The organism is Meiothermus taiwanensis WR-220, assembly GCF_003568585.1.
Classification (GTDB): Bacteria; Deinococcota; Deinococci; order Deinococcales; family Thermaceae; genus Meiothermus; species Meiothermus taiwanensis.
This window is the reverse complement of sequence record NZ_CP021130.1, coordinates 1693653-1717125: the sequence shown is the minus strand read 5'-3', so window position 1 is coordinate 1717125 and position 23473 is coordinate 1693653. Positions and strand designations below refer to the sequence as shown.

26 protein-coding genes and 1 tRNA gene are annotated in these 23473 nt (G+C 64.7%); 11 read left to right on the top strand and 16 right to left on the bottom strand.

Features of this window, described 5'->3' with window-relative positions:
- Positions 1-145 precede the first annotated feature (145 nt).
- Positions 146-2092 (top strand): acetate--CoA ligase, encoded by a 1947-nt coding sequence (acs, locus tag MTAI_RS08505; RefSeq protein ID WP_027887850.1) that lies wholly within the window; start codon positions 146-148, stop codon positions 2090-2092.
- 92 nt (positions 2093-2184) lie between these two features.
- Here acs and prfB read toward each other — a convergent pair.
- Together prfB and murA are read right to left on the bottom strand one after the other, a co-directional pair.
- Positions 2185-3283 (bottom strand): peptide chain release factor 2 gene (gene prfB, locus MTAI_RS08500; RefSeq protein WP_122959138.1). Its coding sequence is split into 2 segments (ribosomal slippage): positions 2185-3231 and positions 3233-3283, totalling 1098 coding nucleotides; the frame shifts between segments, so codons are not numbered across the junction.
- A 114-nt stretch (positions 3284-3397) separates the two neighbouring features.
- On the bottom strand, positions 3398-4681 hold the full coding sequence (murA, locus tag MTAI_RS08495; protein WP_027887851.1) for a UDP-N-acetylglucosamine 1-carboxyvinyltransferase: 1284 nt from the start codon (positions 4679-4681) through the stop codon (positions 3398-3400).
- Between the two features lie 183 nt (positions 4682-4864).
- On the opposite strand from murA, the gene MTAI_RS08490 reads away from it, so the two are divergent.
- Complete coding sequence (locus MTAI_RS08490; protein ID WP_027887852.1) at positions 4865-5086, top strand: hypothetical protein; 222 nt, start codon at positions 4865-4867, stop codon at positions 5084-5086.
- Positions 5087-5147: 61 nt separating this feature from the next.
- Here MTAI_RS08490 and rsmF read toward each other — a convergent pair whose 3' ends face one another.
- On the bottom strand, positions 5148-6521 hold the full coding sequence (gene rsmF, locus MTAI_RS08485) for a 16S rRNA (cytosine(1407)-C(5))-methyltransferase RsmF (protein WP_027887853.1): 1374 nt from the start codon (positions 6519-6521) through the stop codon (positions 5148-5150).
- Between the two features lie 20 nt (positions 6522-6541).
- Here rsmF and acpS point away from each other — a divergent pair, with 20 nt between their 5' ends.
- A complete protein-coding gene (acpS, locus tag MTAI_RS08480) occupies positions 6542-6913 on the top strand; it encodes a holo-ACP synthase (RefSeq protein ID WP_027887854.1) in 372 nt (123 codons plus the stop codon).
- Positions 6914-6936: 23 nt separating this feature from the next.
- Here acpS and MTAI_RS08475 read toward each other — a convergent pair.
- Positions 6937-7022 (bottom strand) — tRNA-Leu (locus MTAI_RS08475).
- Positions 7023-7182: 160 nt separating this feature from the next.
- Here MTAI_RS08475 and MTAI_RS08470 point away from each other — a divergent pair.
- The 5 genes from MTAI_RS08470 (at position 7183) to MTAI_RS08450 (ending at position 11374) form a co-directional block, all read left to right on the top strand.
- Positions 7183-8055 carry an NAD(P)-dependent oxidoreductase gene (locus MTAI_RS08470; protein WP_027887855.1) on the top strand — a complete coding sequence of 291 codons (873 nt, stop codon included), beginning with the start codon at positions 7183-7185 and terminating at the stop codon, positions 8053-8055.
- A gap of 103 nt (positions 8056-8158) precedes the next feature.
- Positions 8159-8662: a hypothetical protein gene (locus MTAI_RS08465; protein WP_027887856.1), complete on the top strand. Its 504-nt coding sequence runs from the start codon at positions 8159-8161 to the stop codon at positions 8660-8662.
- 40 nt (positions 8663-8702) lie between these two features.
- Entirely contained in the window at positions 8703-9755 is a 1053-nt protein-coding gene (locus tag MTAI_RS08460) for an AAA family ATPase (RefSeq protein WP_027887857.1), read from the top strand.
- 12 nt (positions 9756-9767) lie between these two features.
- Positions 9768-10775, top strand: a complete 1008-nt coding sequence (locus MTAI_RS08455) for a DUF58 domain-containing protein (RefSeq protein ID WP_027887858.1) — start codon at positions 9768-9770, stop codon at positions 10773-10775.
- The gene (locus MTAI_RS08450; RefSeq protein WP_223299699.1) at positions 10772-11374 is read left to right on the top strand and encodes a VWA domain-containing protein; all 603 of its coding nucleotides are present in this window, start codon (positions 10772-10774) and stop codon (positions 11372-11374) included. Before MTAI_RS08455 ends, MTAI_RS08450 begins: the two co-directional genes overlap by 4 nt.
- On the opposite strand, the gene MTAI_RS08445 is transcribed toward MTAI_RS08450, so the two are convergent.
- The gene (locus tag MTAI_RS08445) at positions 11344-11775 is read right to left on the bottom strand and encodes a transposase (protein ID WP_157413585.1); all 432 of its coding nucleotides are present in this window, start codon (positions 11773-11775) and stop codon (positions 11344-11346) included. The genes MTAI_RS08450 and MTAI_RS08445 overlap by 31 nt on opposite strands.
- A gap of 122 nt (positions 11776-11897) precedes the next feature.
- Entirely contained in the window at positions 11898-12032 is a 135-nt protein-coding gene (locus MTAI_RS15720) for a winged helix-turn-helix domain-containing protein (protein ID WP_425373724.1), read from the bottom strand.
- A 175-nt stretch (positions 12033-12207) separates the two neighbouring features.
- Between MTAI_RS15720 and MTAI_RS08435 the strand changes: the two genes are divergently transcribed.
- Positions 12208-13203, top strand: coding sequence for an IS701 family transposase (locus tag MTAI_RS08435; protein WP_187388528.1), 996 nt, complete (start codon positions 12208-12210; stop codon positions 13201-13203).
- On the opposite strand, the gene MTAI_RS08430 is transcribed toward MTAI_RS08435, so the two are convergent.
- Positions 13188-13487, bottom strand: coding sequence for a helix-turn-helix domain-containing protein (locus tag MTAI_RS08430; protein ID WP_187388527.1), 300 nt, complete (start codon positions 13485-13487; stop codon positions 13188-13190). The two genes, MTAI_RS08435 and MTAI_RS08430, sit on opposite strands and share 16 nt — an antisense overlap.
- Before the next feature lie 37 nt (positions 13488-13524).
- Here MTAI_RS08430 and MTAI_RS08425 point away from each other — a divergent pair, with 37 nt between their 5' ends.
- Both MTAI_RS08425 and MTAI_RS08420 read left to right on the top strand, forming a co-directional pair.
- On the top strand, positions 13525-14034 hold the full coding sequence (locus tag MTAI_RS08425) for a vWA domain-containing protein (protein WP_223299799.1): 510 nt from the start codon (positions 13525-13527) through the stop codon (positions 14032-14034).
- 32 nt (positions 14035-14066) lie between these two features.
- A complete protein-coding gene (locus MTAI_RS08420; RefSeq protein ID WP_027887859.1) occupies positions 14067-15023 on the top strand; it encodes a vWA domain-containing protein in 957 nt (318 codons plus the stop codon).
- 1 nt (position 15024) lies between these two features.
- Here MTAI_RS08420 and MTAI_RS08415 read toward each other — a convergent pair whose 3' ends face one another.
- From MTAI_RS08415 to MTAI_RS08375, 9 genes are all read right to left on the bottom strand, one after another.
- A complete protein-coding gene (locus tag MTAI_RS08415; protein ID WP_027887860.1) occupies positions 15025-15633 on the bottom strand; it encodes an LON peptidase substrate-binding domain-containing protein in 609 nt (202 codons plus the stop codon).
- Positions 15634-15678: 45 nt separating this feature from the next.
- Complete coding sequence (locus MTAI_RS08410) at positions 15679-16113, bottom strand: thioesterase family protein (protein WP_027887861.1); 435 nt, start codon at positions 16111-16113, stop codon at positions 15679-15681.
- Positions 16110-17450 (bottom strand): phenylacetate--CoA ligase, encoded by a 1341-nt coding sequence (locus tag MTAI_RS08405; RefSeq protein ID WP_027887862.1) that lies wholly within the window; start codon positions 17448-17450, stop codon positions 16110-16112. Before MTAI_RS08405 ends, MTAI_RS08410 begins: the two co-directional genes overlap by 4 nt.
- Positions 17451-17545: 95 nt before the next feature.
- Complete coding sequence (locus MTAI_RS08400; RefSeq protein WP_027887863.1) at positions 17546-18295, bottom strand: SDR family oxidoreductase; 750 nt, start codon at positions 18293-18295, stop codon at positions 17546-17548.
- A complete protein-coding gene (gene pcaF / locus MTAI_RS08395; RefSeq protein WP_027887864.1) occupies positions 18292-19500 on the bottom strand; it encodes a 3-oxoadipyl-CoA thiolase in 1209 nt (402 codons plus the stop codon). Before pcaF ends, MTAI_RS08400 begins: the two co-directional genes overlap by 4 nt.
- Before the next feature lie 52 nt (positions 19501-19552).
- Entirely contained in the window at positions 19553-19924 is a 372-nt protein-coding gene (gene paaI, locus MTAI_RS08390; RefSeq protein WP_027887865.1) for a hydroxyphenylacetyl-CoA thioesterase PaaI, read from the bottom strand.
- 2 nt (positions 19925-19926) lie between these two features.
- A complete protein-coding gene (locus tag MTAI_RS08385) occupies positions 19927-20658 on the bottom strand; it encodes an ABC transporter ATP-binding protein (RefSeq protein ID WP_027887866.1) in 732 nt (243 codons plus the stop codon).
- Positions 20655-22427 (bottom strand): branched-chain amino acid ABC transporter ATP-binding protein/permease, encoded by a 1773-nt coding sequence (locus MTAI_RS08380; RefSeq protein WP_051349819.1) that lies wholly within the window; start codon positions 22425-22427, stop codon positions 20655-20657. Before MTAI_RS08380 ends, MTAI_RS08385 begins: the two co-directional genes overlap by 4 nt.
- Positions 22427-23458 (bottom strand): branched-chain amino acid ABC transporter permease, encoded by a 1032-nt coding sequence (locus tag MTAI_RS08375; RefSeq protein ID WP_027887867.1) that lies wholly within the window; start codon positions 23456-23458, stop codon positions 22427-22429. Before MTAI_RS08375 ends, MTAI_RS08380 begins: the two co-directional genes overlap by 1 nt.
- Between the last annotated feature and the right edge of the window lie 15 nt (positions 23459-23473).

Genomic DNA, 23473 nt, shown 5'->3' with positions numbered 1-23473 from the left:
GGATCGGTTTAGACTGTCAAGTAAAGCCGGATTTCGCACATTTGCCGAAGCCCAGTCTTTCTTGACGGCGGCCCTTAACCCACCTATGCTCACCAACAAAAGGCCCCTTGATTTTGCCAGTCTCGGCGAACCTAAAGAGGTAAGTATGGAAAAAATTGAAGCGGTTCTAAAGGAGGAGCGGGTTTTTCAACCTTCAGAGGCTTTTCAGCAAGCAGCCCGTATTCATCGGCTCGAGGACTACGAGGCCCTTTACCGCGAGAGCCTAGAAGAGCCTGAAAAGTTCTGGAGCCGGGTAGCCTCGGAGCTACACTGGTTCAAGCCCTGGGACAAGGTGCTCGAGTGGAACCCCCCCAACGCCAAGTGGTTCATCGGGGGGCAGCTCAACCTTTCCTATAACTGCCTCGATCGCCACCTTGCAACCCGCGGCAACAAGGCCGCCATCATCTTCGAAGGGGAGCCGGGCGACTCGCGCATCCTCACCTACCAGCAGCTGCACCGCGAGGTGAGCAAGTTCGCCAACGTGCTCAAAGGGTTGGGGGTGCGGAAGGGCGACCGCGTGACCATCTACCTGCCCATGATCCCCGAGGCGGCCATCGCCATGCTGGCCTGCGTGCGCATTGGGGCGGTGCACTCGGTGGTGTTTGGGGGCTTCTCGGCCTCGGCCCTGGCCGACCGTATCAACGACGCGCAGGCCAAGGTGCTCATCACCGCCGACGGCGGCTGGCGGCGCGGGAGCGTGGTTCCGCTCAAGGCCAACAGCGACGAAGCCCTTTCAGACGCTAAATCTATCGAGCACGTGGTGGTGGTGCGGCGCACCGGCCACGAGGTGCCCATGGAGCCGGGCCGCGACCACTGGTACCACGAGCTGATGGCCAATGCCGCAGCCGACTGCCCCCCCGAGCCCATGGACGCCGAAGACCCCCTCTTCATCCTGTACACCTCCGGCTCCACCGGCAAGCCCAAGGGGGTTTTGCACACCACCGGGGGCTACTCGGTGTATACCTACCTGACCGCCCGGTACATCTTCGACCTCAAAGACACCGACACCTACTTCTGCACGGCGGATGTGGGCTGGATTACCGGTCACAGCTACGTGGTGTACGGGCTTTTGCAAAACGGGGCCACCACCCTGATGTACGAAGGCGCACCCAATGCCCCGGACGAGGGCCGCATCTGGAGCATCATCGAAAAATACAGCGTGAGCATCCTTTACACCGCGCCCACGGCCATTCGGGCCTTTATGAAGTGGGGCGAGCAGTGGCCAGGGAAGTACAACCTCTCGAGCCTCCGCCTGCTGGGCTCGGTAGGGGAGCCCATCAACCCCGAGGCCTGGCTCTGGTACTACAGGGTGATCGGCAAGGAGCGCTGCCCCATTGTGGATACCTGGTGGCAGACCGAGACCGGCGGCATCATGATCACCACCCTGCCCGGCGTGCACCCCATGAAGCCCGGTCATGCCGGCAAGCCCTTCTTTGGGGTGAAGCCCGAGATTGTGGACACCTCGGGCCAGCCGGTGAACAACCCCGACGAGGGCGGCCACCTGATCATTCAGAAACCCTGGCCCTCCATGCTGCGCACGGTCTGGGGCGACCCGGAACGCTTTGAGCGGCAGTATTTCTCCCAGTACCCCGGCAACTACTTCACCGGCGATGGGGCCCGGCGCGATGAAGACGGTTATTACCTGATTCTGGGCCGGGTGGACGACGTGCTTAACGTCTCGGGTCACCGGCTGGGCACCATGGAGGTCGAAAGCGCCCTGGTTGCGCACCCGGCGGTGGCCGAGGCGGCGGTGGTGGGGCGGCCCGACCCCATCAAAGGTGAGGGGATTGTGGCCTTCGTGACCCTCAAAACGGGCTTTACCCCCAGCGCCGAACTCGCGCAGGAACTCAAGGCCCATGTGGTCAAGGCCATTGGGGCCATCGCCCGCCCCGACGAGATCCGCCTCACCGATGCCCTCCCCAAAACCCGCTCCGGCAAGATCATGCGCCGCCTCTTGCGGCAGGTGGCCTCCGGCGAGGAAATTAAGGGGGATACCAGCACCCTCGAGGATCGGGGGGTGGTGGAGCGGCTGAAGTCCACCCCCGCGCAATAGCCGTTCTCGAAAACAACCAGGGCCGGCTGAGCTTGCCTCAGCTGGCCCTTCTGTTTGGCTTCAGGGGTGATTTGCCCACCCCGTCGGAACGGCTACTCCTCATCGGCGCTGGCGACCGCCTCCCGCCGCCCGGCCTTCCACTCCAGCCCGGCCCAGATGAGGCTCTCGAGGTCGCCGTCCAGCACATTCTCGGGGTCGTGGCGCATCTCGCCGGTGCGGTGGTCTTTGATGTACTGCTTGTCCAGCACGTAGCTCCGAATCTGGCTGCCCCACTCGATGGGCCGCGACTCACCCTTAAGCCGGGCCAGCTCTTCCTGCTTTTTCTTCCACTCGATCTCGAAGAGCTTGGAGCGCAGGATGTTCATGGCCATCTCTTTGTTTTTCTGCTGGCTGCGGGTGACCTGGCACTTCACGATGATGCCGGTGGGTAGGTGCACCACCCGCACCGCCGAGTCGGTGGTGTTGACCCCCTGGCCGCCCTTGCCCTGCGAGCGCATCACGTCAATCCGCAGGTCTTCGGGGGCAATCTGCACGTCCACCGACTCGTCCACCTCCGGCATCACCTCCACCGCAGCGAAGCTGGTCTGGCGCTTGCCCTGGGCGTTGAAGGGGGAGGGGCGCACCAGGCGGTGCACCCCGGCCTCGGCCGAGAGCAGGCCGTAGGCGTTCTCGCCCCGCACGATAAACTGGGCCTGGTCAATTCCGGCCTCGGCGCCGGGCTCGAGGTCTACTAGCTCCAGGTTGAAGCCCTTGCGCTCGGCAAAGCGGGTGTACATGCGGTAGAGCATCTGGGCCCAGTCGCAGGCCTCGGTGCCGCCGGCGCCCGGTTTGATGGTCACAATGGCGGCGTTTTCGGCGTAGGGGAAGCCGAGCAGGGTCTGGTGGTAAAGGTCTTCTAGCTCGCGCCCGGCCCGCTCGAGCTCGGGTTGCATCTGCTCCCGCTCTTCAGCCGAAAGCTCCGGCCAGAGCTCCAGTAGCCCTTGCAGGTCGGACTCCAGGCGCCGGTAACCTTCCACCGCCTTGCGCAGCCGGGCCGCCTCCTGGGAAATTTTGCGGGCATGGGCCGGGTCGTTCCAGAGGCTGGGGTCGTTGATTTGCGTGTCTAGCTCTTTCAGGCGGGTTTCTTTGCCGGCGATGTCAAAGATACCCCCGAAGGGCCTCGAGCCGGTGTTGTAGGGTCTGCAAATCCATAGCACTTGAGTGTAGGCTTTCTGGGCCCAAACGTCAAACCGGCGGCGAACCAACCCAACCGCAGTTATCTGTGTAGTGGAGGGCGATACCGCCCCTTGGAAGCTGGAGGCCCTGTTAGTCGGCGGCCAGGGCCAGCTCGGGTATTTGCAGGCCGACCTGGGCCCCCAGGCTGCGCAGCCGGTTCTCGATGTCTTCGTAACCGCGTTCGATGTACTGCATTCCGGTGATATGGCTCTCGCCTTCGGCAGCCAGGGCTGCGATAATCAGCCCCCCTCCGGCCCGAATATCGCGGGCCTCAACGGCGGCCCCGGTGAGCTGGCGGCCCTGAATCACCAGGGTGCGGTCTTTCAGGGTGATATCGGCCCCCATGCGGGCCAGCTCGCTGGCGTGGGTGAAGCGGTCGGGGTAAACCCGATCCGAGACCAGCGAGGTGCCGTGCACGGTGGCCAGGTAGGCCGTGGCCGGGGGTTGCAGGTCGGTGACGAAGCCGGGGTATTCGCGGGCCTCGAGGTTGAAAGGCTGGGGGTGGGGGGTGGCTTCCAGGCGGATCCAGTCTTTGCCGGTGGCAATGTGGTGGCCCGATTGCGAGAGCTTATCCAGCACCGCGTCCATGTGGAACGGTTCCACGTTGGTCAAGGTGATGGAGCCTCTGGTAGCAGCGGCGGCAAACAGATAGGTGCCGGCCTCGATGCGGTCGGGGATGACGCTGTAGCGCCCCCCCCGCAGGCTGGGCTTACCCTTGATGTGCAGGATGCTGCTCCCGGTGCCCCTGATCTCGGCCCCCATCATGGTCAGGAAGTTGCACAGATCGACGATCTCGGGCTCCTGTGGGGTGTTTACCAGGACAGCCTCGCCGTCCAGGGCCGCGGCCATCAGGGCCTGCTCGGTGCCGCCCAGGGTGGGAAGATCGTAGACCACCCGACCCGAGGCAGGTTTGAGCCGGCGGGCGGTGTAGGCCAGGCCCTGCTCGGTGATCTCGGTGGTTACCTCAAAGCCCAGCGCGCGCAGGGCCTTGATGTGCTGGTCAACCGGCCGTTCGGCAAAGTTGCAGCCGCCTGGCAGGGGCACAGTGCCTTCACCGGCCCGGGCAGCCAGGGCCCCCAGAACGTTGAAGCTGGCCCGCATCTTGCTGACCAGCTCGAAAGGGGCTTGCGTAGAACGAATTTCGGGTGTGTGCAGGTGTAAGGTGCGGCCTTCCCAGGCGTGGCGGGTACCCAGGTGACCTAAAAGCTCGAGCAAAACATCAATATCGCGCAGGCGCGGAACCTCCGTGAGGGTTACCGGCTCGGCAGTAAGAATGCTGGCGGCCATTAGCTTGAGCGCTGAGTTTTTGGCCGGAAAAATCCGCAGCTCACCGCTAAGAGGAACACCGCCGCGAATAGTTAAGATTCTATTCATACAGGATCGCGTCTCCTGGGTGTGCCCGAGTGTTGTTGTGTATGTTACACATCACCCTCACTATGAGCATATTCAGCTAAAACTATATTGTCAAGCACGAATGTAGCGTGCTAAATTACAGTCATAAACCTATACGAGTATTCTACTGTATCCATACTCGTGCAGCGTCTGAACCAAGCGATTATGCCCAAGAAAGAGAAAAAGCGCCTCCAGGTAGTCATTAGCGATGATCAGGACGCCCTCCTGACCAAGCTGGCCTACGAACTTTCCAGTCCGGAGCAGCTGGTTTCCAAGTCGGAGGTGGTGCGGCTGGCCATCGAAAAGCTCGCCGACGGAATGGAAGAAGGCCAGCAAAAAGCCGAATTGAAAGCGCTGCTGAAACGGCTGGAGGCCCAGGAAGAGTAAACCCGGACGACCAGGGGCTGGAAACACCCCAGAATTTGAGCGGTAGGGACTGTGCTGGGCACTACAGGCTGGTTCTGCCGGGCCGCAGGATGCCTGCTTTGAGCCTGCCCCAGCCCAGGCTGAAGTTTCCAACGGGCGTTTGGAGTGCAACCAGCTTCCAGCCATCGGTGCCCTCCGCTGGGACGGGCTGCCCCAGGGCAAAGGCCAGGGTTCGGGGGTCGTCGCTTGGCAGGAGAAGGGTGTGGTTGACCTGCTCAGGTTTTAGGTAGTGGGCCAGTGGTTGCCCCGGAAGAAAACGTCCAGAGCCTGTGCGATGACCGGCGCGCGCCTCGCCCAGGTAGAGCCCCGGCGCCGGTGCCCGGATGCCCTCGAGGTCGGGTAGGGCTGGGGGCAGCAGGTAGAGGTGTCCGGCGCGCTCGAGGATTTCCCCCTCGAGGGCAGTTTGCAGGTGTTCCTCACTCCAGGCCTGCCACAGCGCTTTGCTCTCGCGGGAAGGCGGGGGGATGCGGGCCTGGGGGGGATGATTTTCTGTGCCATCGATCTTGCGCAGCCTGGCCAAAAAATGCCCCTCCCCGCGCAGCCGATGGGGCCATAGCCGGGCTGTCTGGGCCAGGGCGGGATGACCATCGCCCCAGGCTGGAACCCCGCCGGCAAAAAGCGGGGAGATGCGGGCGTCCTCGAGCGCCCAACCGGGGGTGTGCAAAAAATCGGCAATAACCTGCTCGTTCTCCTCTGGGGCGAAGGTGCAGGTTGAGTAGATCAGTGTGCCGCCTGGGCGCACCAGGTCGGCGGCGGCGGCCAGCAGGTTTTTTTGTATGCGGGCAGCCCGCGATGGAGCCCCCGGCCCCCAGTGTCGAACCACCTCGGGGTCTTTGCGGAACATGCCCTCCCCGGAGCAGGGGGCATCCAGCACCACCCGGTCGAAGTAAGCCCCCCAGGCGTGGGCCAGCCTCTCCACCGGTGCCGAGACCACCGCCAGGTTGGCACCCCAGCGCTCCACGTTTTCCAGCAGCCCGCGCACCCGCTTGCTGTCGATTTCGTTGGAGACCAAAAGCCCCCGCCCCTGCATGCGAGCCGCCAGATGGGTGGTTTTGCCCCCGGGGGCGGCCGCCAGATCCAGCACCCGCTCGCCGGGCTGTGGGTCGGCCAGCACCCCCACGGCCTGGGCCGAGGGCTCCTGGATGTAGTACAGACCGGCGTAGTAGTAGGGGTGCGGCCCGGGCCGGGCCTCGGCGGGGTAGTAAAAGCCTTCGGGCGACCAGGGAATGGGCTCGAGGGGCCAGGGGCTGATCTCTTGAAGCTGTTGGGGGCTTAGCTTGAGGGTATTGACCCGCAGACCGTAGCTCCGGTCGGCCTGGGTAAGGGCCCGCAAAAACTCTGGAAAGGCCTCGCCCAGTAAGTCGGACATTTTGTTCAGAAAGGCTTTGGGCAGCACAACGCTTACAATGCTAACCGATGTCCATCGTAGCGATTGGAACCGATATCGTAGAGCTTGCACGCCTGCGCAAGGTGTGGCAGCGGCACCCTCGGCGGTTTCTGGAACGCCACTTTGTGCCCGGTGAGATCCAATACTGCCTGGCCAAGCCCGATCCCGTGCCTTCGCTAGCGGCTCGCTTTGCCGCCAAAGAAGCCTTTCAGAAATGCTGGCCGGATAGTTTTGGCTGGCTCGAGGTCTGGGTGGAGGTGGAAGGCCGCAGACCCCTGCTGCATTTCGCCCCAAAACTCCGCGCTCGGATGGAGGCCGAACACCTAAAAGCCCACCTTTCACTCACCCACGAAAAGCACTACGCCCTGGCGATGGTGGTGCTGGAAAGACAAGGTGGCTAAAGCCACCCATAAGTTGCGAAGAATGGTGCCGGGAATGGGACTCGAACCCACACGCCCTTGCGGGCAACGGATTTTAAGTCCGTAGCGTCTACCATTCCGCCATCCCGGCAGACCCGCTCTTTAGTTTAGCTGGTATAAGCGATCTGACAAGATAAGGCTGAGTTTCCTGGGGTGAATACGCCGGTGGCAGGGTTTATGTCCTTAGCGGGCTCAGCCGCTCTAAAGGCTTTCTGGGGGCTTTCCACCAGGCGTGCGGTTATTATTTGGGCATGAAACTTGCCTTCATCGGACTTGGCGCAATGGGGTATCCGATTGCTGGTCACCTGGCGCAACACCACGAGACCCTGGTCTGGAACCGTACCTTTGACAAGGCCCTGGCCCACGCCAAGGAGTTTGGTTCAAAAGCGGTGGATCTGAGCGAGGTGGCCCAGGCCGAGATCCTTTTTACCTGCCTGCCCACCTCCCTCGAGGTTGACGAGATGGCCCGCAGGCTCTCGCCCTACCTGCGCCCCGGTACGCTCTGGGTGGATCACACCTCGGGCGAGCCCGAGCTGGCCAGGAAGACCGCCCAGACGCTCCGGGAGAAAGGGGTTTCCTACCTCGATGCCTGCCTGTCCGGCGGCGTGGCCGGTGCGGTGCAGGCCAAAGCCACCGTGATGGCCGGGGGTTCACCCGAGGACTTCGCTCGCGCCAGGCCGGTGATGGAGGTTTATGCTGCCAAGATTGTGCACGTGGGGCCGCTGGGGTCGGGGCATGCCGTGAAGGCCATCAACAACGCCCTGCTGGCGGTCAATCTGTGGGTTTTGAGCGAGGGGATGGCGGCCCTGGTCAAGCAGGGGGTGGAGGCCCGGCTGGCCCTCGAGGTGATCAACGCCTCGTCGGGCCGCTCCAACGTAAGCGAGAACCTGTTTGGTCAGCGGGTGCTCAGCCGCCATTTCACCAACACCTTTGCCCTGGGTTTGCTGGCTAAAGATCTGGGTATCTGCGCAAAGGTGCTCGAGGCCGCCGGAACCCCGGCCCCCATGCTCCGGCAGGTGCGGGAGTTCTTCGAGGTTGCCAGGCGCGAGGTGGGCAATACCGAGGTCGACCACACCGCTGTGGCCCAGCTAATTGAGAGGTGGTCGGGGGTCGAGATCAAGTAGGTACAGATGGAAGCCGGTGTGGGCCCCATTTCCTATGAGAAAAGGAGGGTTCAAACGTAGGGTGTTCTCAGATTGAACCCAGTATTACATCATAAAGTAAAGCATGGAACAGCTCAGGCTGGATTGGTTGCGTACACCGGCTGCAATGGCCCTGCTGGTGTTGATGGCCTTCGGCGCTGGCTACTGGGCCGGCTTGCGCTCGGTATCGGGTATCCAGGGGTCGGTGGGCCCAAAGCAGCACACCGGGCAGCTGGAGTTGGTGCAGTTTGATCGGCAACAGCAGCCCACACCTGCCCCCGATCCGCGCGAGCTCATCCCGCTACAGCCAGGCCCGGGCCAGGGCCCTGGCCAGCCGCAGCCCGGACAGGAGCCGGGCGCGGAGTGCCCCATCCTGATCTACCAGGACGGCCAGCTGTTCCGCTTCGACCTGCCCGGACAACCCCTGCCGGGGCCGGGAGGCCCAATGCCGGGGCCTGGGATGCCGGGGGGCTCGCCGGAGCTAATTCCCCTCGAGCCCAACGCGCCCTCATTGCCCGGCCCTCCCTCACAACCCACCCCTGCGCCTGCACCCACCCCTCCCAACAGCAACCCCGGCCAGAATATCTGAATCCGCCAGCCCCCTTGTATCCGCTATAAGAGAGGTTGTTATGAACGAAGCGCCAAAACCCGCCCTCGAGCCCCAAGCCGTGATGGACGCGGCCGCCAAGCTGCGCACGCTTTTACTGGAAGTCAAGAAGGTGATTGTGGGGCAGGATCTGATGCTAGAGCGCATGCTGGTGGCGCTGCTGGCGCGCGGCCACATCCTGATTGAAGGGGTGCCGGGCCTGGCCAAAACCCTGGCCATCAAGACCATGGCCGAGGCCATCGGGGCCAGCTTCAAGCGCATCCAGTTCACCCCCGACCTAGTACCCGCCGACCTGGTGGGCACCCGCATCTACAACCCCAAGGAGGCTAGTTTCGAGGTGGAGCTGGGCCCCATCTTTGCCAACCTGATACTGGCCGACGAGATTAACCGGGCCCCGGCCAAGATCCAGTCGGCCCTGCTCGAGGCTATGCAGGAGCGCCAGGTTACCATCGGCCACCAGACCTTCAAGCTGCCCGACCCCTTCCTGGTACTGGCCACGCAGAACCCCATCGAATCCGAAGGCACCTACTTTTTGCCGGAGGCCCAGGTGGATCGCTTCATGTTCAAGGTCTGGATCGACTACCCCGCCTTCTACGAGGAGATGACGGTGGTGGATCGGGTCTCGACCAGGTTCGAGCCGGTGCAGGAGGTGCTCACCGGCGATGAGCTGCGCCACCTGCAGGCCATGGCCGACCGGGTGCACGTGCACCAGGCCGTCACCGAGTACGCGGTGCGGCTGGCCCGGGCCACCCGCGACCCCGGCGAGGTGGGCCTCTCGAACCTGAAGAAGTACATCAGCTTCGGCGCTAGCCCGCGCGCCAGCGTCAACCTGATTCTGGGGGCCAAGGCGCTGGCCATCGTGCGGGGCCGCGAGTACGCCCTGCCCGAGGATGTGCGCGACCTGGCCCCGGAGGTGCTGCGCCACCGCATCATCCTTTCCTACGAGGCCCTGGCCGACGAGGTGAAGCTCGAGGAGGTGGTGCAGAAGATTATTGCCGCCACCCCCCTGCCCAAGGTGCACATCGGCGATCCCTACCGCGACACCCGCCCCCCCGCCGAGCACCCCTCGGCCTGAGCAGGACGAGCCATGCTGCTGCGACGACCGCGCAAAAGCCAGATCGAAGTCACCCTCGAGGCCGAGCCCAAGGCCGCCCCACCCCGCCCGCGTGAGCTGCCCGCCGAGCTGTTGCGCCGGCTCGAGTTCCGGGTCTTGAAGCGGCTGGACGGGTTTTTGTTTGGCGACTACACCGGCTTTTTCTACGGCCCCAGCCTGGATCTGGCCGAGGTGCGGGAGTACCAGCCGGGCGACGAGGTACGCCGCATCGACTGGAACGTCACCGCCCGCACAGGCAAGATCCACATCCGGCAGTACCGCGAAGAAAAAGAGGTCACGGTCTGGCTGGTGGTGGATCTCTCCGCCTCGATGCGCTTTGGCACCCGGCGGGTGCTCAAGCTCGAGGAGGCCCTGGAGTTTGTGGGCACGGCGGCGGCCATCGTAGGGCGGCACGGCGATAAGGTGGGCGCGATCGGGTTTTCCGAGGCTGGCATGCGCATGATACCGCCGGGTACCGGCCGCCGGCAGGCGCTGCGGATTCTGCACGAGCTGTATAGGCTGATGGCTTTGCAGGGTGGGGCTGTTCCAGCCTCAAAACCGCGCTCGCAACCTGGGCAGGCCGGCTCGCTGGAAGAGGCCCTCGAGCACGCGGCCAAAACCCTCAGGCGCCGGGCCCTCTTGTTTGTGGTCTCCGACTTTCTCAGCCAAAGCCCTGCGCAGGAGCCCCCCTGGGCCCAGGGGCTTCGACGGCTGGCCTATCGGCACGACGTGGTGGCGGTGCGTATCTTTGATCCCGCGGAAAAAGAGCTGCCCAACGTGGGTGAGCTGCGCCTGCGCGACCTCGAGAGCGGCGAGGAGATCTGGATTGATACCAGCGACCCCAGGGTGCGCCGGGCTCATGCGGCTTTGGTGCAGGCCCGCGAAACCATGCTCGAGCGCACCCTGCGGGCGGCCCAGGTGGATGTGCTGCACCTGTCTACCGCACAGGAAATTGTGGAGCCGTTACTCAAGTTCACCTTGCGCAGAAGGGGGCGAAGATGAGCTTTACCTGGCCTGCTTTCTTGTGGTTGCTGCTGCTAATTCCCGTGTTCATTGGGTTCCTGGCCTGGGTCAACCGGCGACGGGAGCGCACCGCCGAGGCTTTCGCCGACGCGCACCTGCTGGGTGCCGTGGTGCGCCAGCCGCCCAAGGCCCACGTGCGCTGGCCTCTGGTGCTGCAGTTGTTGGCCCTGTTCTTGCTGCTGTTTGCCGCGGCCCGTCCGGTGGCCAGCCCCCCGCTGCCGACCAACAAAGCGGCGGTGGTGCTGGCGGTGGATACCTCGCGCTCCATGCTGGCTACCGACCTGAACCCCAGCCGCCTGGAAGCCGCCAAGGCCACCGCCCGCAAGTTTATCGAGCTGGCCCCGCCCACCACCCAGATTGGCCTGGTTAGCTTCTCCGACTCGGCCTCGGCTTTGGTAATGCCCACCACCGACCGCCAGAAGCTATTGGAGGCCATCGATCGGCTCAAGCCGGCCCAGAACACCTCCCTGGAAAACGCCATCGTCACCGGGGTGCGGATGCTGCCAGGGCGAACCAGCCTCAAACCCCCCACCGAGTTATACCAACTCTACGACGAGGTGACACATAAAGCCTCTTGAATCCAAGGCCAAAAGCAAAGCCGCTTGACCCTAGTTGGATCAGCCGCAAGCTGGGTGAGGAACTCCTCGGCAGCCAGGCGTTTGTGTTCCAGCGAAGGGTACACTTTGCCTTCAATGGCCCGCCTGACCTCCTCAAACACCCGCTCGGCAGGATTGAGCTCGGGCGAATAGGCCGGTTGAAGGATACGACTCCCCGCTAGCTCGGATAGGCTACGACCCCGATGAACCCCCGCCCCATCCCAAACGTTGATGGCTAACCCCCATTGCTCCAGCACCGGTTTGAGGTGTTCTTGCTTCAGGCGGGGAATCCAACCCCACCTCAACTGACCGATGGCCGGTATCACCGCCAGCAGCAGGTAGGCATACTGGTATGCCCGCTGTACCGTTTGAACGACCTTCACCCCCCGAGGCGCCAGCACCCGTCGAACTTGACCCAGCAGTCCCAACCGCAGCTCATCGCTAAACCCAATCCGGCCCAGAGCCTCCCCCAGGGTCTGACCCCCTCGGTGGAGCTGCTCGGCTATCAGGGCTTTGAGCCCCCCTTTTTCCAGCGCGCTTGCGCTGCCGCATCGGCCTTGGCAGCACTCGGTCGCGGTACTTTGGGGTGAATCTTCCATCGAGCCATCAGCCCATAGAGGCCTTTATAGCTGTACTGCACCCCAAAGCGTTGTTGCACCCACTGCCGCGCTTCTTCGTAGGTGCGAAAGCTTCCTTGGGCACTCTCGGCTCGCAGTTCCAGTTGTTGGTCTTGTAGGAGTTACGCAGTTGCCTCTCACCCCTCTACTCGGCTACCCTTTTCTGCAAAGCAAACAGGCCAAGAGGAGTTAGCTGCTATGAACCCCCCAAAGTGCACCGACCTGGACTATATCCACTTCCTCATCGCCGCCCAGAAGGTCTTCACCTGTACCGAAGCCGCCCGCTGCCAACCCGAGGAACCCAGCGCTCCCGCCCACGACGCCTTCACCCGCCTGCTCCAGCGACAGCCTCCCGACACGGAGGCGCTGTGGCAGGAGGCCAGGGCCGTGGTGGAGCCCACCCGGGGGCTTCTGATCCTGGACGACACCACCCTGGATAAACCCTATGCCCAGCGGATGGAGCTGGTGACCTACCACTGGAGCGGCAAGCACCAGCGGGTGGTCAAGGGGATCGCCCTCATGACCCTGCTGTGGACGGAGGGCCAGGCCCTCATCCCCTGCGACTTCAGGATTTATGACAAGCCCTGGGAAGGGACGACCAAGAACGAGCACTTTATGGAGATGCTGCGGGTAGCCAAGGGACGGGGGTTTGCTCCAGCGTACGTGCTAATGGATAGCTGGTACGCTTCGCTGGAGAACCTGAAGGAGATTGCTCGCCTGGGCTGGCGCTTCCTCACGCGGCTGAAGGGGAACCGGCAGGTGAACCCGGATAGGGAGGGGCTTCGGCCGGTGAGCGAGGTGGAGATACCGCCGGAGGGGCGGGTGGTGCACCTGAGGGGTTTTGGTCTGGTCAGGGTGTTCCGGACGGTTTCGAAAGACGGGGACGCGGAGCACTGGGCGACCAACGACCTGGGGATGACTGAAGGTCGGCGGGGGGAGTTGGAGCGGGCAGGCTGGGGTATCGAGGTCTACCACCGGGGGCTCAAGGGGTGTTGCGGGGTGGAGCGGGCCCAGGTGAGAAAGAGGGCCTCTATCCTGGGCCACCTTCTTCTGTCCCTACGTGCTTTTCTGAGGCTGGAGGTGTACCGCTTGCGAACGGGGGTGAGTTGGTATGAGTCCAAGGCAAGTATTATCCGCGAGGCGATACGAAGTTACCTGGCCAATCCCATACACATCCTTCACCCAACTGCGTAAGTCCTATCTTGATCCAACCAGGCTCGACTGACCTTGACCCCCCAGCCCGGTACGCGCTTCAACACCTCCTGCAATCCCCCGGCCCGATACCAAGCCAGCCACCGGTTGAGGGTTTTACGTCCAATCCCCACTTCTTTGGCCGCATCCTGTGCAGCTTTGCCTCGACGTACCAGCCACATCGCCTGCAGCCGTTTACGTCGTTCCAGGTGCTTCTCCCGTCTATACTGTGCCTCCAGCTCCTCTGCGCTTTCAGTCCAATCGATTGGGGCAATCCTACGACCCATTCCCCAATCCTACTATAGGTGTCACCTCGAGGGAGATTTGGTATTACAACCCCCCGGTCTGGGCCAGCCCGATCCCCTGCAGGGCATCCCCGATCTGCCCTTGCCCCAGCAGGTTCAGCCCCCAGCCGACCTGCCCCCAGGCAGCGTGGTGATTCTGTCGGACGGGGTCTCCAACGTGAGCAGCAACCCCGCGTTGCCCACCCGCACGACCCTCGAGGTCGCGGCCCGTTTTGCCAAAAACGCCAACGTGAGGCTGTACACCTTCCCCATGGGACAGCCCGGTGGCGCGGTGACCCAGATCGAAGGGCGCAACTACTATATTCCCTTTGAACCCAGAAACCTCGAGCAAATCGCCCAGGCCACCGGGGGGAAAAACACCTACCCACCCACCGAGGAGGCCCTGCGGGCGATTGTAAGGGAGTTGGGGGTGGTTATCCGCTGGGAGGGCACCAGAACCGAGATTTCCTCGCTGCTTTCGGCCCTGGCCGCCGTGTTGATGATTCTGGCGGCTGGGCTGAGCCTGCGCTGGCAGCGGCGCGTACCATAATGACGATGGGCTTTGTGGTACGGGTGATCTGAATGGTTTTTCTGTGGCCCTGGGCGCTGGCTTTGTTGCTGCTGGTTCCCCTGCTGGTCTGGCTGTACGGGCGCGCTTTGCGGCGGCCCTCCGAGCTGGTGGTGCTGCACCCCGACGCGGCGGCGCTGGCCCGCTCTCGCAAAGTCCCTGGCGGGTGGCAGCACCTCCCGGCCGGGCTGTATCTGCTGGCCCTGGTAGCGGTGGTGCTGGCCCTGGCCCGGCCCTCCCTGCCGGTGTGGCAGGCCGATCCCAAGGCGGCGGTGGTGCTGACGGTGGACATCAGCCTCTCGATGCGGGCCACCGATGTGCAACCCAGCCGTTTTGAGGCGGCCCGGGCGGCCCTGCGCACCTTCATCCGCGAGCTACCGGAGGGTGTGCGGCTGGCCCTGGTTACGTTTGCGCGGGATGCCCATCTGGTGGTGCCCCTCACCACCGACCGGAGGCGCTTGCTGGAGGCGGTGGATTTTTTGGAGCTGAACCTGGGTACAGCCATCGGCGATGCCATTCTGGAGAGCATCCAGGCCCTGCCCCCCCTTTCCGAGCGCGCCGAAGACCCTGACCCCAGGCGCCTGGCCACCATCATCCTGCTCACCGATGGGCGCAGCCTGGGCGGGGTAGACCCGGTTGAGGCCGCGCAGGAGGCGGCCCGTCTGCAGATCCGGGTGCATACCATTGGCATTGGCCGAGCCACGGACGGCCCGGTGCCGGGCCTGCCCGAGCAGTATGCCCTGGCGGCCCAGTTCGACGAAGAGACCCTCAAAGAGATTGCCCGGGTGGGCGACGGCCAGTATTTCTTCGTGGACTCGGCGGCCAAGCTCAAGGAGACTTACCGCAACCTTTCCCGGCAGATGTCCTGGCGCGTGCGCCAGGACGAGGTCACGGCGGTTTTTGCCCTGTTGTCGGCCTCTTTGCTGCTGTTCAGCCTGGGGCTGGCCCAGTTGCGGCGCCGGGTGGTTTGAATCAGGCCTCGGCGCTGCTGCCGGCCATCGAGCCCTGGCGCATGAGGGTCTGCGCCAGCTCGAGCCGGGCAATAAGGGAGGGGGCCTCGAGCAGAGCCTGCCGATCCAGTGCAGAGACCCGCAGGTTCACGCACAGAAAAGAGGCCTGGTAAAGGGGATCGTCGGGCAGGTTGGCGATGGCCTCTTCCAGGGCGCTGGGGTCGGCGACCCCGGCCATGTAGCTGCGAAAAACCTCCATGGCATCCCAGGCCGCCACAATTTCCTCGCTGCGGGCGCTGCGCTCGAGGGGCCAGGGGATGTCCAGGGTGGTCTGGTAAAGGTTCTTTTCAAAAACACCCACCCCCTCCACCCGGCAGCGCTCCCCGCCCCGGCACACGATGTTGAAGGTGCCGTCCGGGTTTTCCGAAGCCGCCAGTAAGTCCACGTACCCCCCCACCTCCCGGTAGCCCTGTGCGGTGGCCAGGGTAATCACAAACCGCCGCTGGTCTTCGCTCTGGGCCAGCAGATCCCGCACCATCTGCTTGTAGCGTTCCTCGAAGATGTACAGCGGAATCAGCAGCCCTGGAAAAACCACGGTCTCGGGCAGGGGGAAGAGGGGGAGGCGCTTCACGGTATCAGGTTAAGGGGTGCAGACGGCGGTTGGCAAAGGTGCCATTTACTTGTGCTGACCCTGCCAGCGCGTCTGGAGCTTCTCGAAAATTTGCAGCAGCTTGGCCCTCGGCAGGATCACCTGCTCGGTGTAGCCCACCCCGATCCGGTCGCCCAGCTCGTTCCAGGCGGTGCACCGGGCGTGCACCCGGTTGCCTTCGGTGCGCAGGTGCTCGGCCACAATGCGCACCTTCATGCCGGGCAGGGCCGAGGCCAGATGATCCACGCTCACCTTGGAGCCGATGCCCTCCTCCCCCTCTTCCAGGAAAGGCAGGATGATCTTGCGCCCGGCCAGCTCCATGTGCTTGGCCATCCAGTAGGTGGCGTAGACCGGGTGCAGCTTGCCCAGCTGGGGGTCGTCGGGGTGCTCGAAGTCCACGGTCATCTCCTCGGTGACCACCGTCTCGAAGCTGGCCTGGTAGCCGGGGGGAATGGGTTTCATAGCTTGCGCAGGTCGGCCACCCGCCTGAGCTTGCCGCCCTCGCTGCGGGGGGCTGTGCCGGGGTTGAGGAGGGAGACCTTCACCGAGATGCCCACGTTGTCCTTGATTTTGCGGGCCACTTTCTCGCGCAGGTGGGCCAGCCGCTGGTCGGCCTCGATGACCTCGTCGGAAAGCACCTTCTGCCCGATTTCGCGGAAGAAAGGCTCGGCGACCTCGAGCTTAAGCTCCATCTCGTCCAGGGGGCCCTGGCGGGTGAGCACAATCTGATAGTGGGGCACCACCTCGGGAATCTCCTTCAGCACCGCCTCGATCTGGGTGGGGTAGACGTTCACCCCCCGCACGATCAGCATGTCGTCGGTGCGGCCTTTGATCTGGGCCATGCGGGCGTGGGTGCGCCCCGAGGGGCCGGGCTCGCGGGTGATGTAGGTCAGGTCGCCCGTCCAGTAGCGCAAAATGGGCATGGCCTTTTTGGTCAGGGTGGTGAAGACCAGCACCCCCACCTGGCCCTCGGGCAGGGGGTCGCCGGTCTCGGGGTCGACCACCTCGGGGTAGAAGTGGTCTTCCCAGATGTAGCTGAGCCCTTCGCGCTCGTTCACGTCCTCGTTGGAAACCCCCGGCCCGATGATCTCCGAGAGGCCGTAGATGTTGGTGGCCCTGACCCCCAGCCCCTCGTCCACGCTTTTGCGAATGGCCTCGGTCCAGGGCTCGGCCCCCAGGATGGCGTACTGCAGGCTAATCTCCTCGGGCGCGATGCCGCGCTTTTTGAACTCCTCGGCCAGGGTCTGGGCATAGGAGGGGGTGCAGGCGATCATCTCGGGCTTGAAGTCCTGGATGAGCATAACCTGCCGCTCGGTCATGCCGCCCGAGATGGGCACCACGACCATGCCCAGCTTCTCCGCGCCGCCGTGCAGGCCCAGCCCGCCGGTAAAAAGCCCGTAGCCGTAGGCGTTGTGCAGCATCATGCCGGGCCGGCCCCCCGCTGCCGCCAGGGAGCGGGCCACCACCTCGGCGAAGATCTCCAGGTCGCCTTTGGTATAACCCACCACCGTGGGCTTGCCGGTGGTGCCGCTGGAGGCGTGGATGCGGGCGAGCTCTTGGCGGGGCACGGCAAACATCCCAAAGGGGTAGGTCTCGCGCAGGTCTTTCTTTTTGGTAAAGGGGAGCTTGGGCAGATCCTCTACCCCCCGGATGTCGCTGGGTTTGAGCCCCCGTTCATCGAAGGCCCGCCGGTAGAAGGGCACCCGTTCGTACACGTAGGCGACCTGCTCGCGCAGGCGCTGGTTTTGCAGTTCGGTGAGCTTGGGGCGGGGAAGGGTCTCGAGTTCGGGTTGGAACATGGGCATAGGCACCTCGAGGTCGATTGGCTTCAGAACGATAATTTACACCCGCGGCGGGGTGGTGCTATCTGCAACCCAGGTGGCCGAAGCCTGGCTCATAGCGCGGTCATCCCCCCATCCACCGCCAGAACCTGCCCGGTTACGTAGTCCGAGGCCGGGCTGCACAGGTACAAAGCAGCCGCGGCCAGCTCGCCGGTTTTCCCGATGCGGCCCAGCGGTGTGCGCTCGCGCACCAGCTCTTCGGTACGGGCCAGCAGTTTTTCGGTCATGCGGGTAGGGAAGAAGCCCGGCGCCAGGGCGTTCACGCGGATACCAAAGGGCCCCCACTTGACCGCCAGGTCGCGCGTCAGGGCGATGAGCGCGCCCTTGGAGGCCGAGTAGGCGGCGGCGTCCATCACCTCGCTGGGGCTGCCGGCCAGGCCCGCGACCGAGGCGATGTTGAGGATTTTGCCGTAGCCGCGGGCCTTCATGCCGCGGGCGGCGATCCGCGAGGCCAGAAAAGCCCCGGTGACGTTGATATCCAGCACCTCGCGGATCTTCTCCACCGGCACTTCCAGGGCGTCCTGGCCCCAGGTCACCCCGGCGGCGTTGACCAGGATGTCCACCGGGCCCACCCGGGCAAAAGCGGCCTCCAGGCTCCCTTCGTCCTGCACGTTGCCCACAATGGGCATGGCATCGGGGATGAGCTTCAGGGCCTCCGCAAAGAAGCTTTCCCGCCGGGCCAGCAGGGCCACCCGGGCCCCGGCCTCGCGCAGGCCGCAGGCGATCTCCAGGCCCAGGCCCCTCGAGCCCCCGGTCACCAGGGCGGTTTTGCCCTGTAGGTTGAACTGCTCGAGCACCTTCATACCCGCTCCACCACCATGGCGATGCCCTGCCCCACCCCGATGCACATGGTAGCCAGGCCAAACTGCACCTCGCGGCGCTGCATCTCGTGCACCAGATTGGTCAGGATGCGGGCCCCCGAGCAGCCCAGGGGGTGGCCGATGGCGATGGCCCCGCCGTTGACGTTGAGCCGCTCATCCTCGGGCTCGAGGCCCCACTCCTGCAGCACGGCCAGGCTCTGGGCGGCGAAGGCCTCGTTCAGCTCAATCAGGCCGATGTCTTGCATGGTAAGGCCAGCCCGCTGCAGGGCTTTGTGGGTGGCGGGCACCGGCCCGATGCCCATAATGCGCGGCTCCACCCCTGCGACCGCGATGGCCCGCACCCGGGCCAGGGGTTTGAGCCCGTGGGCCCTGGCGTAGGCCTCGGAGGCCAGCAGAACCGCCGCGGCCCCGTCGTTGAGCGAAGAGGAGTTGCCGGCGGTCACGCTGCCCCCGGCCCGGAAGACCGGCTTGAGCTGGGCCAGGGCCTCGAGGCTGGTGTCGGCCCGGGGGCCCTCGTCGGTCTGCACCAGGGTGCTATTTCCTTTGCGGTCCTTGACCTCCACCGGAACCATCTGGCTGGCAAAAGCGCCGCTCTGCTGGGCCCGGATGGCCTTTTGATGCGAGTGCAGGGCAAACCTGTCCTGGGCCTCGCGGCTAATTTTGTACTGCTCGGCCAGGTTTTCGGCGGTCTCGCCCATCGCCTCGGTGCCGTAGAGCTCCTTCATGCGGGGGTTCACCAGCCGCCAGCCCAGGGTGGTGTCATAGAGGGTGACGTTGCCGGTGGCAAAGCCCTTTTCGGCTTTGGGCATCACCCAGGGGGCGCGGCTCATGCTCTCCACCCCGCCCCCTATGTACACCTGGCCTTCCCCGGCCCAGATGGCCCGCGCGGCGCTGGCTACAGCGTCCAGCCCGCTCCCGCACAGGCGGTTGATGGTGGAGCCGCCCACGCTGATGGGCAGTCCGGCCAGCAGCAGCGACATGCGGGCCACGTTGCGGTTGTCCTCGCCGGCCTGGTTGGCGCAGCCCATATACACGTCCTCCACGTCGCTACCAGGGATACCGGTGCGCTCCAGCAGGGCCTTGAGCGGGATGGCCCCCAGGTCGTCGGGGCGCACCGAGGAAAGGGCGCCCCCATGCTTGCCGACCGGTGTGCGAACAGCGTCCAGAATGTAGGCTTCCATGGTCATAAGGTGTTTTATCCTATCGGGCTTGTATCCACAAGCGCCTTTTGCGAACAGGCTAGCCCTCGGCAAAGCGGAAGACCGTGCCGGTAAAGAGGGCTACCACGCGCCCATTGCTGCGAACCTCGATGCGGTAGGTGGCGGTGCGCCGGCCCAGGTTCTCCTCGCTGGCGTGGGCCTCGAGGTGCTCACCGGCCTGCACGGCCTTGAAGTACTGCATCTGGGTGGTGAGGGCCACCGCGGCGGTGCCGTGCGAGTTGGAGGCCAGGGCAAAAGCCGCGTCGGCCAGGCTGTACAGGAAGCCGCCGTGGCAGGCCCCGTGGATGTTGAGGTGCTCGGGCCTGACCTGGGCGGCCACCACGGCCCGGCCGGGCTCCACCAGCCGGGTTTCCAGGCCCAGAAGCTGCATATAGGGGTCGGTGGTGTGCATGGTCAGGCTTCGGTCTTGCTGCGGATGCCCAGGTACGACTCGATCACCCGCGGGTCGTGCAAGAGATCCTGGCCGCGGCCTTCCATCACCAGCTCGCCGGCCTCGAGCACATACCCCCGGTCGGCCAGCTTGAGGGCCATGCGGGCGTTTTGCTCCACCACCAAGATGGGGGTGCCCTGGGCTTTGAGCTCGCCCAGGATGTGGAAAATCTCCTGCACGATCAAAGGGGCCAGCCCCAGGCTGGGCTCGTCGAGCAGCAGCAGCTTGGGTCGGGCCATCAGGGCCCGCCCGATGGCCAGCATCTGCTGCTCGCCCCCGGACATGGTGCCGGCCAGTTGTTTGCGGCGCTCGCGCAGGCGGGGGAAGAGGGTATAGACGCGCTCGAGGTCCTCCCGGATGCCTTTCTCGCGGCGCTGGAAGCGGGTAAAGGCCCCCAGCAGCAGGTTGTCCTCCACCTCCATCGAGGCGAAGAGTTCCCGCTTCTCGGGCACCATCACCAGGCCCTGGGCGGCCAGGGCTTCCGGGCTGCGCCGGGGCTGGGCCTGGCCCTGGTAGCGCACCGTACCGCTGGCGTTCACCAGCCCCACAATCCCCTTGAGGGTGCTGCTCTTGCCGGCCCCGTTGGGGCCGATGAGGGTGATGGCCTCGCCCGCCCCTACCGTGAGGGACAGGTTGCGCACGGCCTCCACGGCCCCGTAGCGCACGGTGAGGTTTTGCACTTCCAGCACGCTCATGCGGCCTCCCCCAGGTAGGCCTCGATCACCCTGGGATTGCGCTGTACTTCGGCGGGGGTGCCTTCGGCCAGCTTTTCCCCATAATGCATCACCACCACCCGGTCTACCAGCCCCATTACCAGATCCATGTCGTGGTCTACCAAAAGCACCGTCACTCCTTCGTTCACCAGCTTGCGAATCAGGGCGGCGAACTGGCGCTTTTCCCCGGCCCGCAGCCCGGCCGCCGGCTCGTCCAGGAGCAGCACCTCGGGCCCCGAGGCCAGGGCGCGGGCAATCTCCAGCAGCCTGAGCTGACCGATGGCCAGCCCATCGGCTTTCTGGTGGGCCAGGTGGGCCAGGCCCACCCGCTCCAGCGCCCGGTAGGCCTCGGCCAGGGCCGCCGCCTCCTCGGCCCGGTTGAACCCCAGCATGGAGGCCAGCAGGCCCCGCCGGGTGCGGGCGTAGGTGCCCAGGGCGGCGTTTTCCAGCACGGTCATCTCGGGGAAGAGGTGGGGGTGCTGGAAGGTGCGGGCAATTCCCAGCCGGTGCACCTCGTAGGGCATCCGGCCCGCGATGGGCTGGCCCTTGAAGCGCACCGTGCCCTGGCTGGGCGCATAGACCGAGGTAATCATGTTGAAGCAGGTGGACTTGCCGGCCCCGTTGGGGCCAATCAGGGCCAGAATCTCGCCCCGCCGAAGCTGGAAGCTGATGCCGTTGACCGCCAGCAGACCACCGAAGCTCTTGCTCAGATTGTCCACCTCGAGCAGCACCTCGCCGGGCTTGCCCGAAGCCAGCCGGCCCGGCAGGCCGCGGCCGCTGGGGTTTTGCGGGCGGGCTTTGGGTAGGTAGCGCTCGAGGAAGGGCCACAGCCCCTTGGGGGCGAACATCAGGATGAGCACCAGGATCAGGCCATAGGCGATGATCTCGTAGTTGCCGGTGCGGCCGAAAATGCGCGGCAGCAGACCCTTGAGGATCTCCTCGAGGCCCGTGACCAGCCCCGAGCCCAGGATGACCCCCGGGATGCTGCCCACCCCCCCGGCCACCGCTGCAATCAGGTATTTGATGGAGGCCTCCAGGCTGAAGGGGGTGGGGTTGATAAACTTCTGGTAGTGCACATAAAGCCAGCCGGCCACCCCGGCGTAGATGGCCGAGAGCACGAAGACCTGCAGCTTGAGCACCGCCGGGTTCACCCCGAAGCTGGCCGCTGCCACCGCATCTCCTTTGGAGGCCCGCATGGCCCGCCCTATGCGGCTATTGGTCAGGTTCCAGGCGGTCCAGGTGCCCAGCAGCACAAAAAACCAGGCCAGGTAAAAGTAGCTTCTGCTGTCGTTCAGGCTCCAGCCGAACACCGAAACTGAGGGGATGCCGCGCAAGCCAGTGTGCCCACCGGTAAGGCCAATCCAGCTTCCCATCACGATGTACAGGGCCATGCACCAGGCGATGGTGGAAAGGGGCAGGTAGTGGCCCTTGAGCCGGGCGGTGATGCCGCCCAGCACCACCGCGCCCACCACCGCAGCCAGCACCCCCAGCGGCAGGGTCAGCCAGGGGCTAAAGCCCTGGCCGATGGTCAGGAGGGCGCTGGTGTAGGCGGCCAGCCCCATGAAGGCCGCCTGGCCGAAACTGGTCATGCCCGAGAGGCCGGTGAGCAGGTACAGCCCCAGCGCGACCAGCGCGCCAAAGGCGATGTAGTTGCCCACCGTCAGGTAAAACGAGGACGGGGGTAGCAAGAGCGGCAGCAAGAGCAGCATCCCCACGGCCGCCAGGGTGATGGGGGATAGTTGAAGCTTCATCAGTCCTCCTCCCCCAGCTCCTGGCTTTGCAGGCTGCGCCACAAGAGGATGGGCAGCAGCAGGGCGAACACGATGGCGTCTTTATAGGCGCTGGCCTGAAACGAGGCCCAGGACTCCATGGCCCCCACCAGCAAGGCCCCCACCACCGCCAGCGGATAGCTGATAAGGCCACCCAGAATGCCGGCCACAAAGCCCTTGAGTCCCAGCAAGAAGCCCTGGAAGTAGGCCGGGGAGATCAGGGGGGCCAGCAGCATCCCGCTCACGCAGGCGATGAGGGTGGCAATGCCAAAGGAAACATAGCCGGCCTGGCTGGGGCTGATGCCCAGCAGCCGGGCTCCGTAGCGGTTGACCGCACAGGCCCGCAGGGCCTTGCCGTAGATGCTTCGGGTGAAGAACAGGTACAGGCCCACCATGGCCAGAAGCGCGAAGCCGTAGACCAGGAAGGCCTGGTTGTTGACCGGCACCAGCCCAATGGTGGTCTGCCCCCCCAGGATGGCGGGCAGGCGGAACTGCTCGGGGCCGAAAAACACCAGCCCCAGGCCCATAAAGGCAAAGTGCAGCCCCACCGCGATAATCAGGTAGGTGAGCACGCTGGCATTCTTGGCGGGTTCGAAGAAAAGCCGGTAGGAAGCCGGGCCAATGGGCAGCACCACCAGGATGGCCAGCAGCCAGCCCAGCCACAGCGGTACCCCCTGGGCCCCCCACCAGGCCAGGCCCAGCACCCCCAGCGCACTCAAAGCCAGCAAACCGGCACGTCTGAGATTTGTACGGTCTAAAATGGCCCACCAGAGCAGCATGGCCGCCGCCAGCCAGGCTGTGCCAGGAATCTGGCCCTGCAGATTAAGCCCGCTCACCTCGGCCGGCAAAAACCACACATAGGTGAGTGGGGCATAGACCAAAAACTCGCCGAGCGGCACCAGGATCACCCGTGTGACCGCAAACACCAGCACCAGCGAGAGCGCCAGTAGCGCGTAAATGGTGCCGTTTTGCAGCGCGTCGGCGGTGAGGAAAGATAGGATGGTCCAATCCATAAGAAAAGAGCGGGG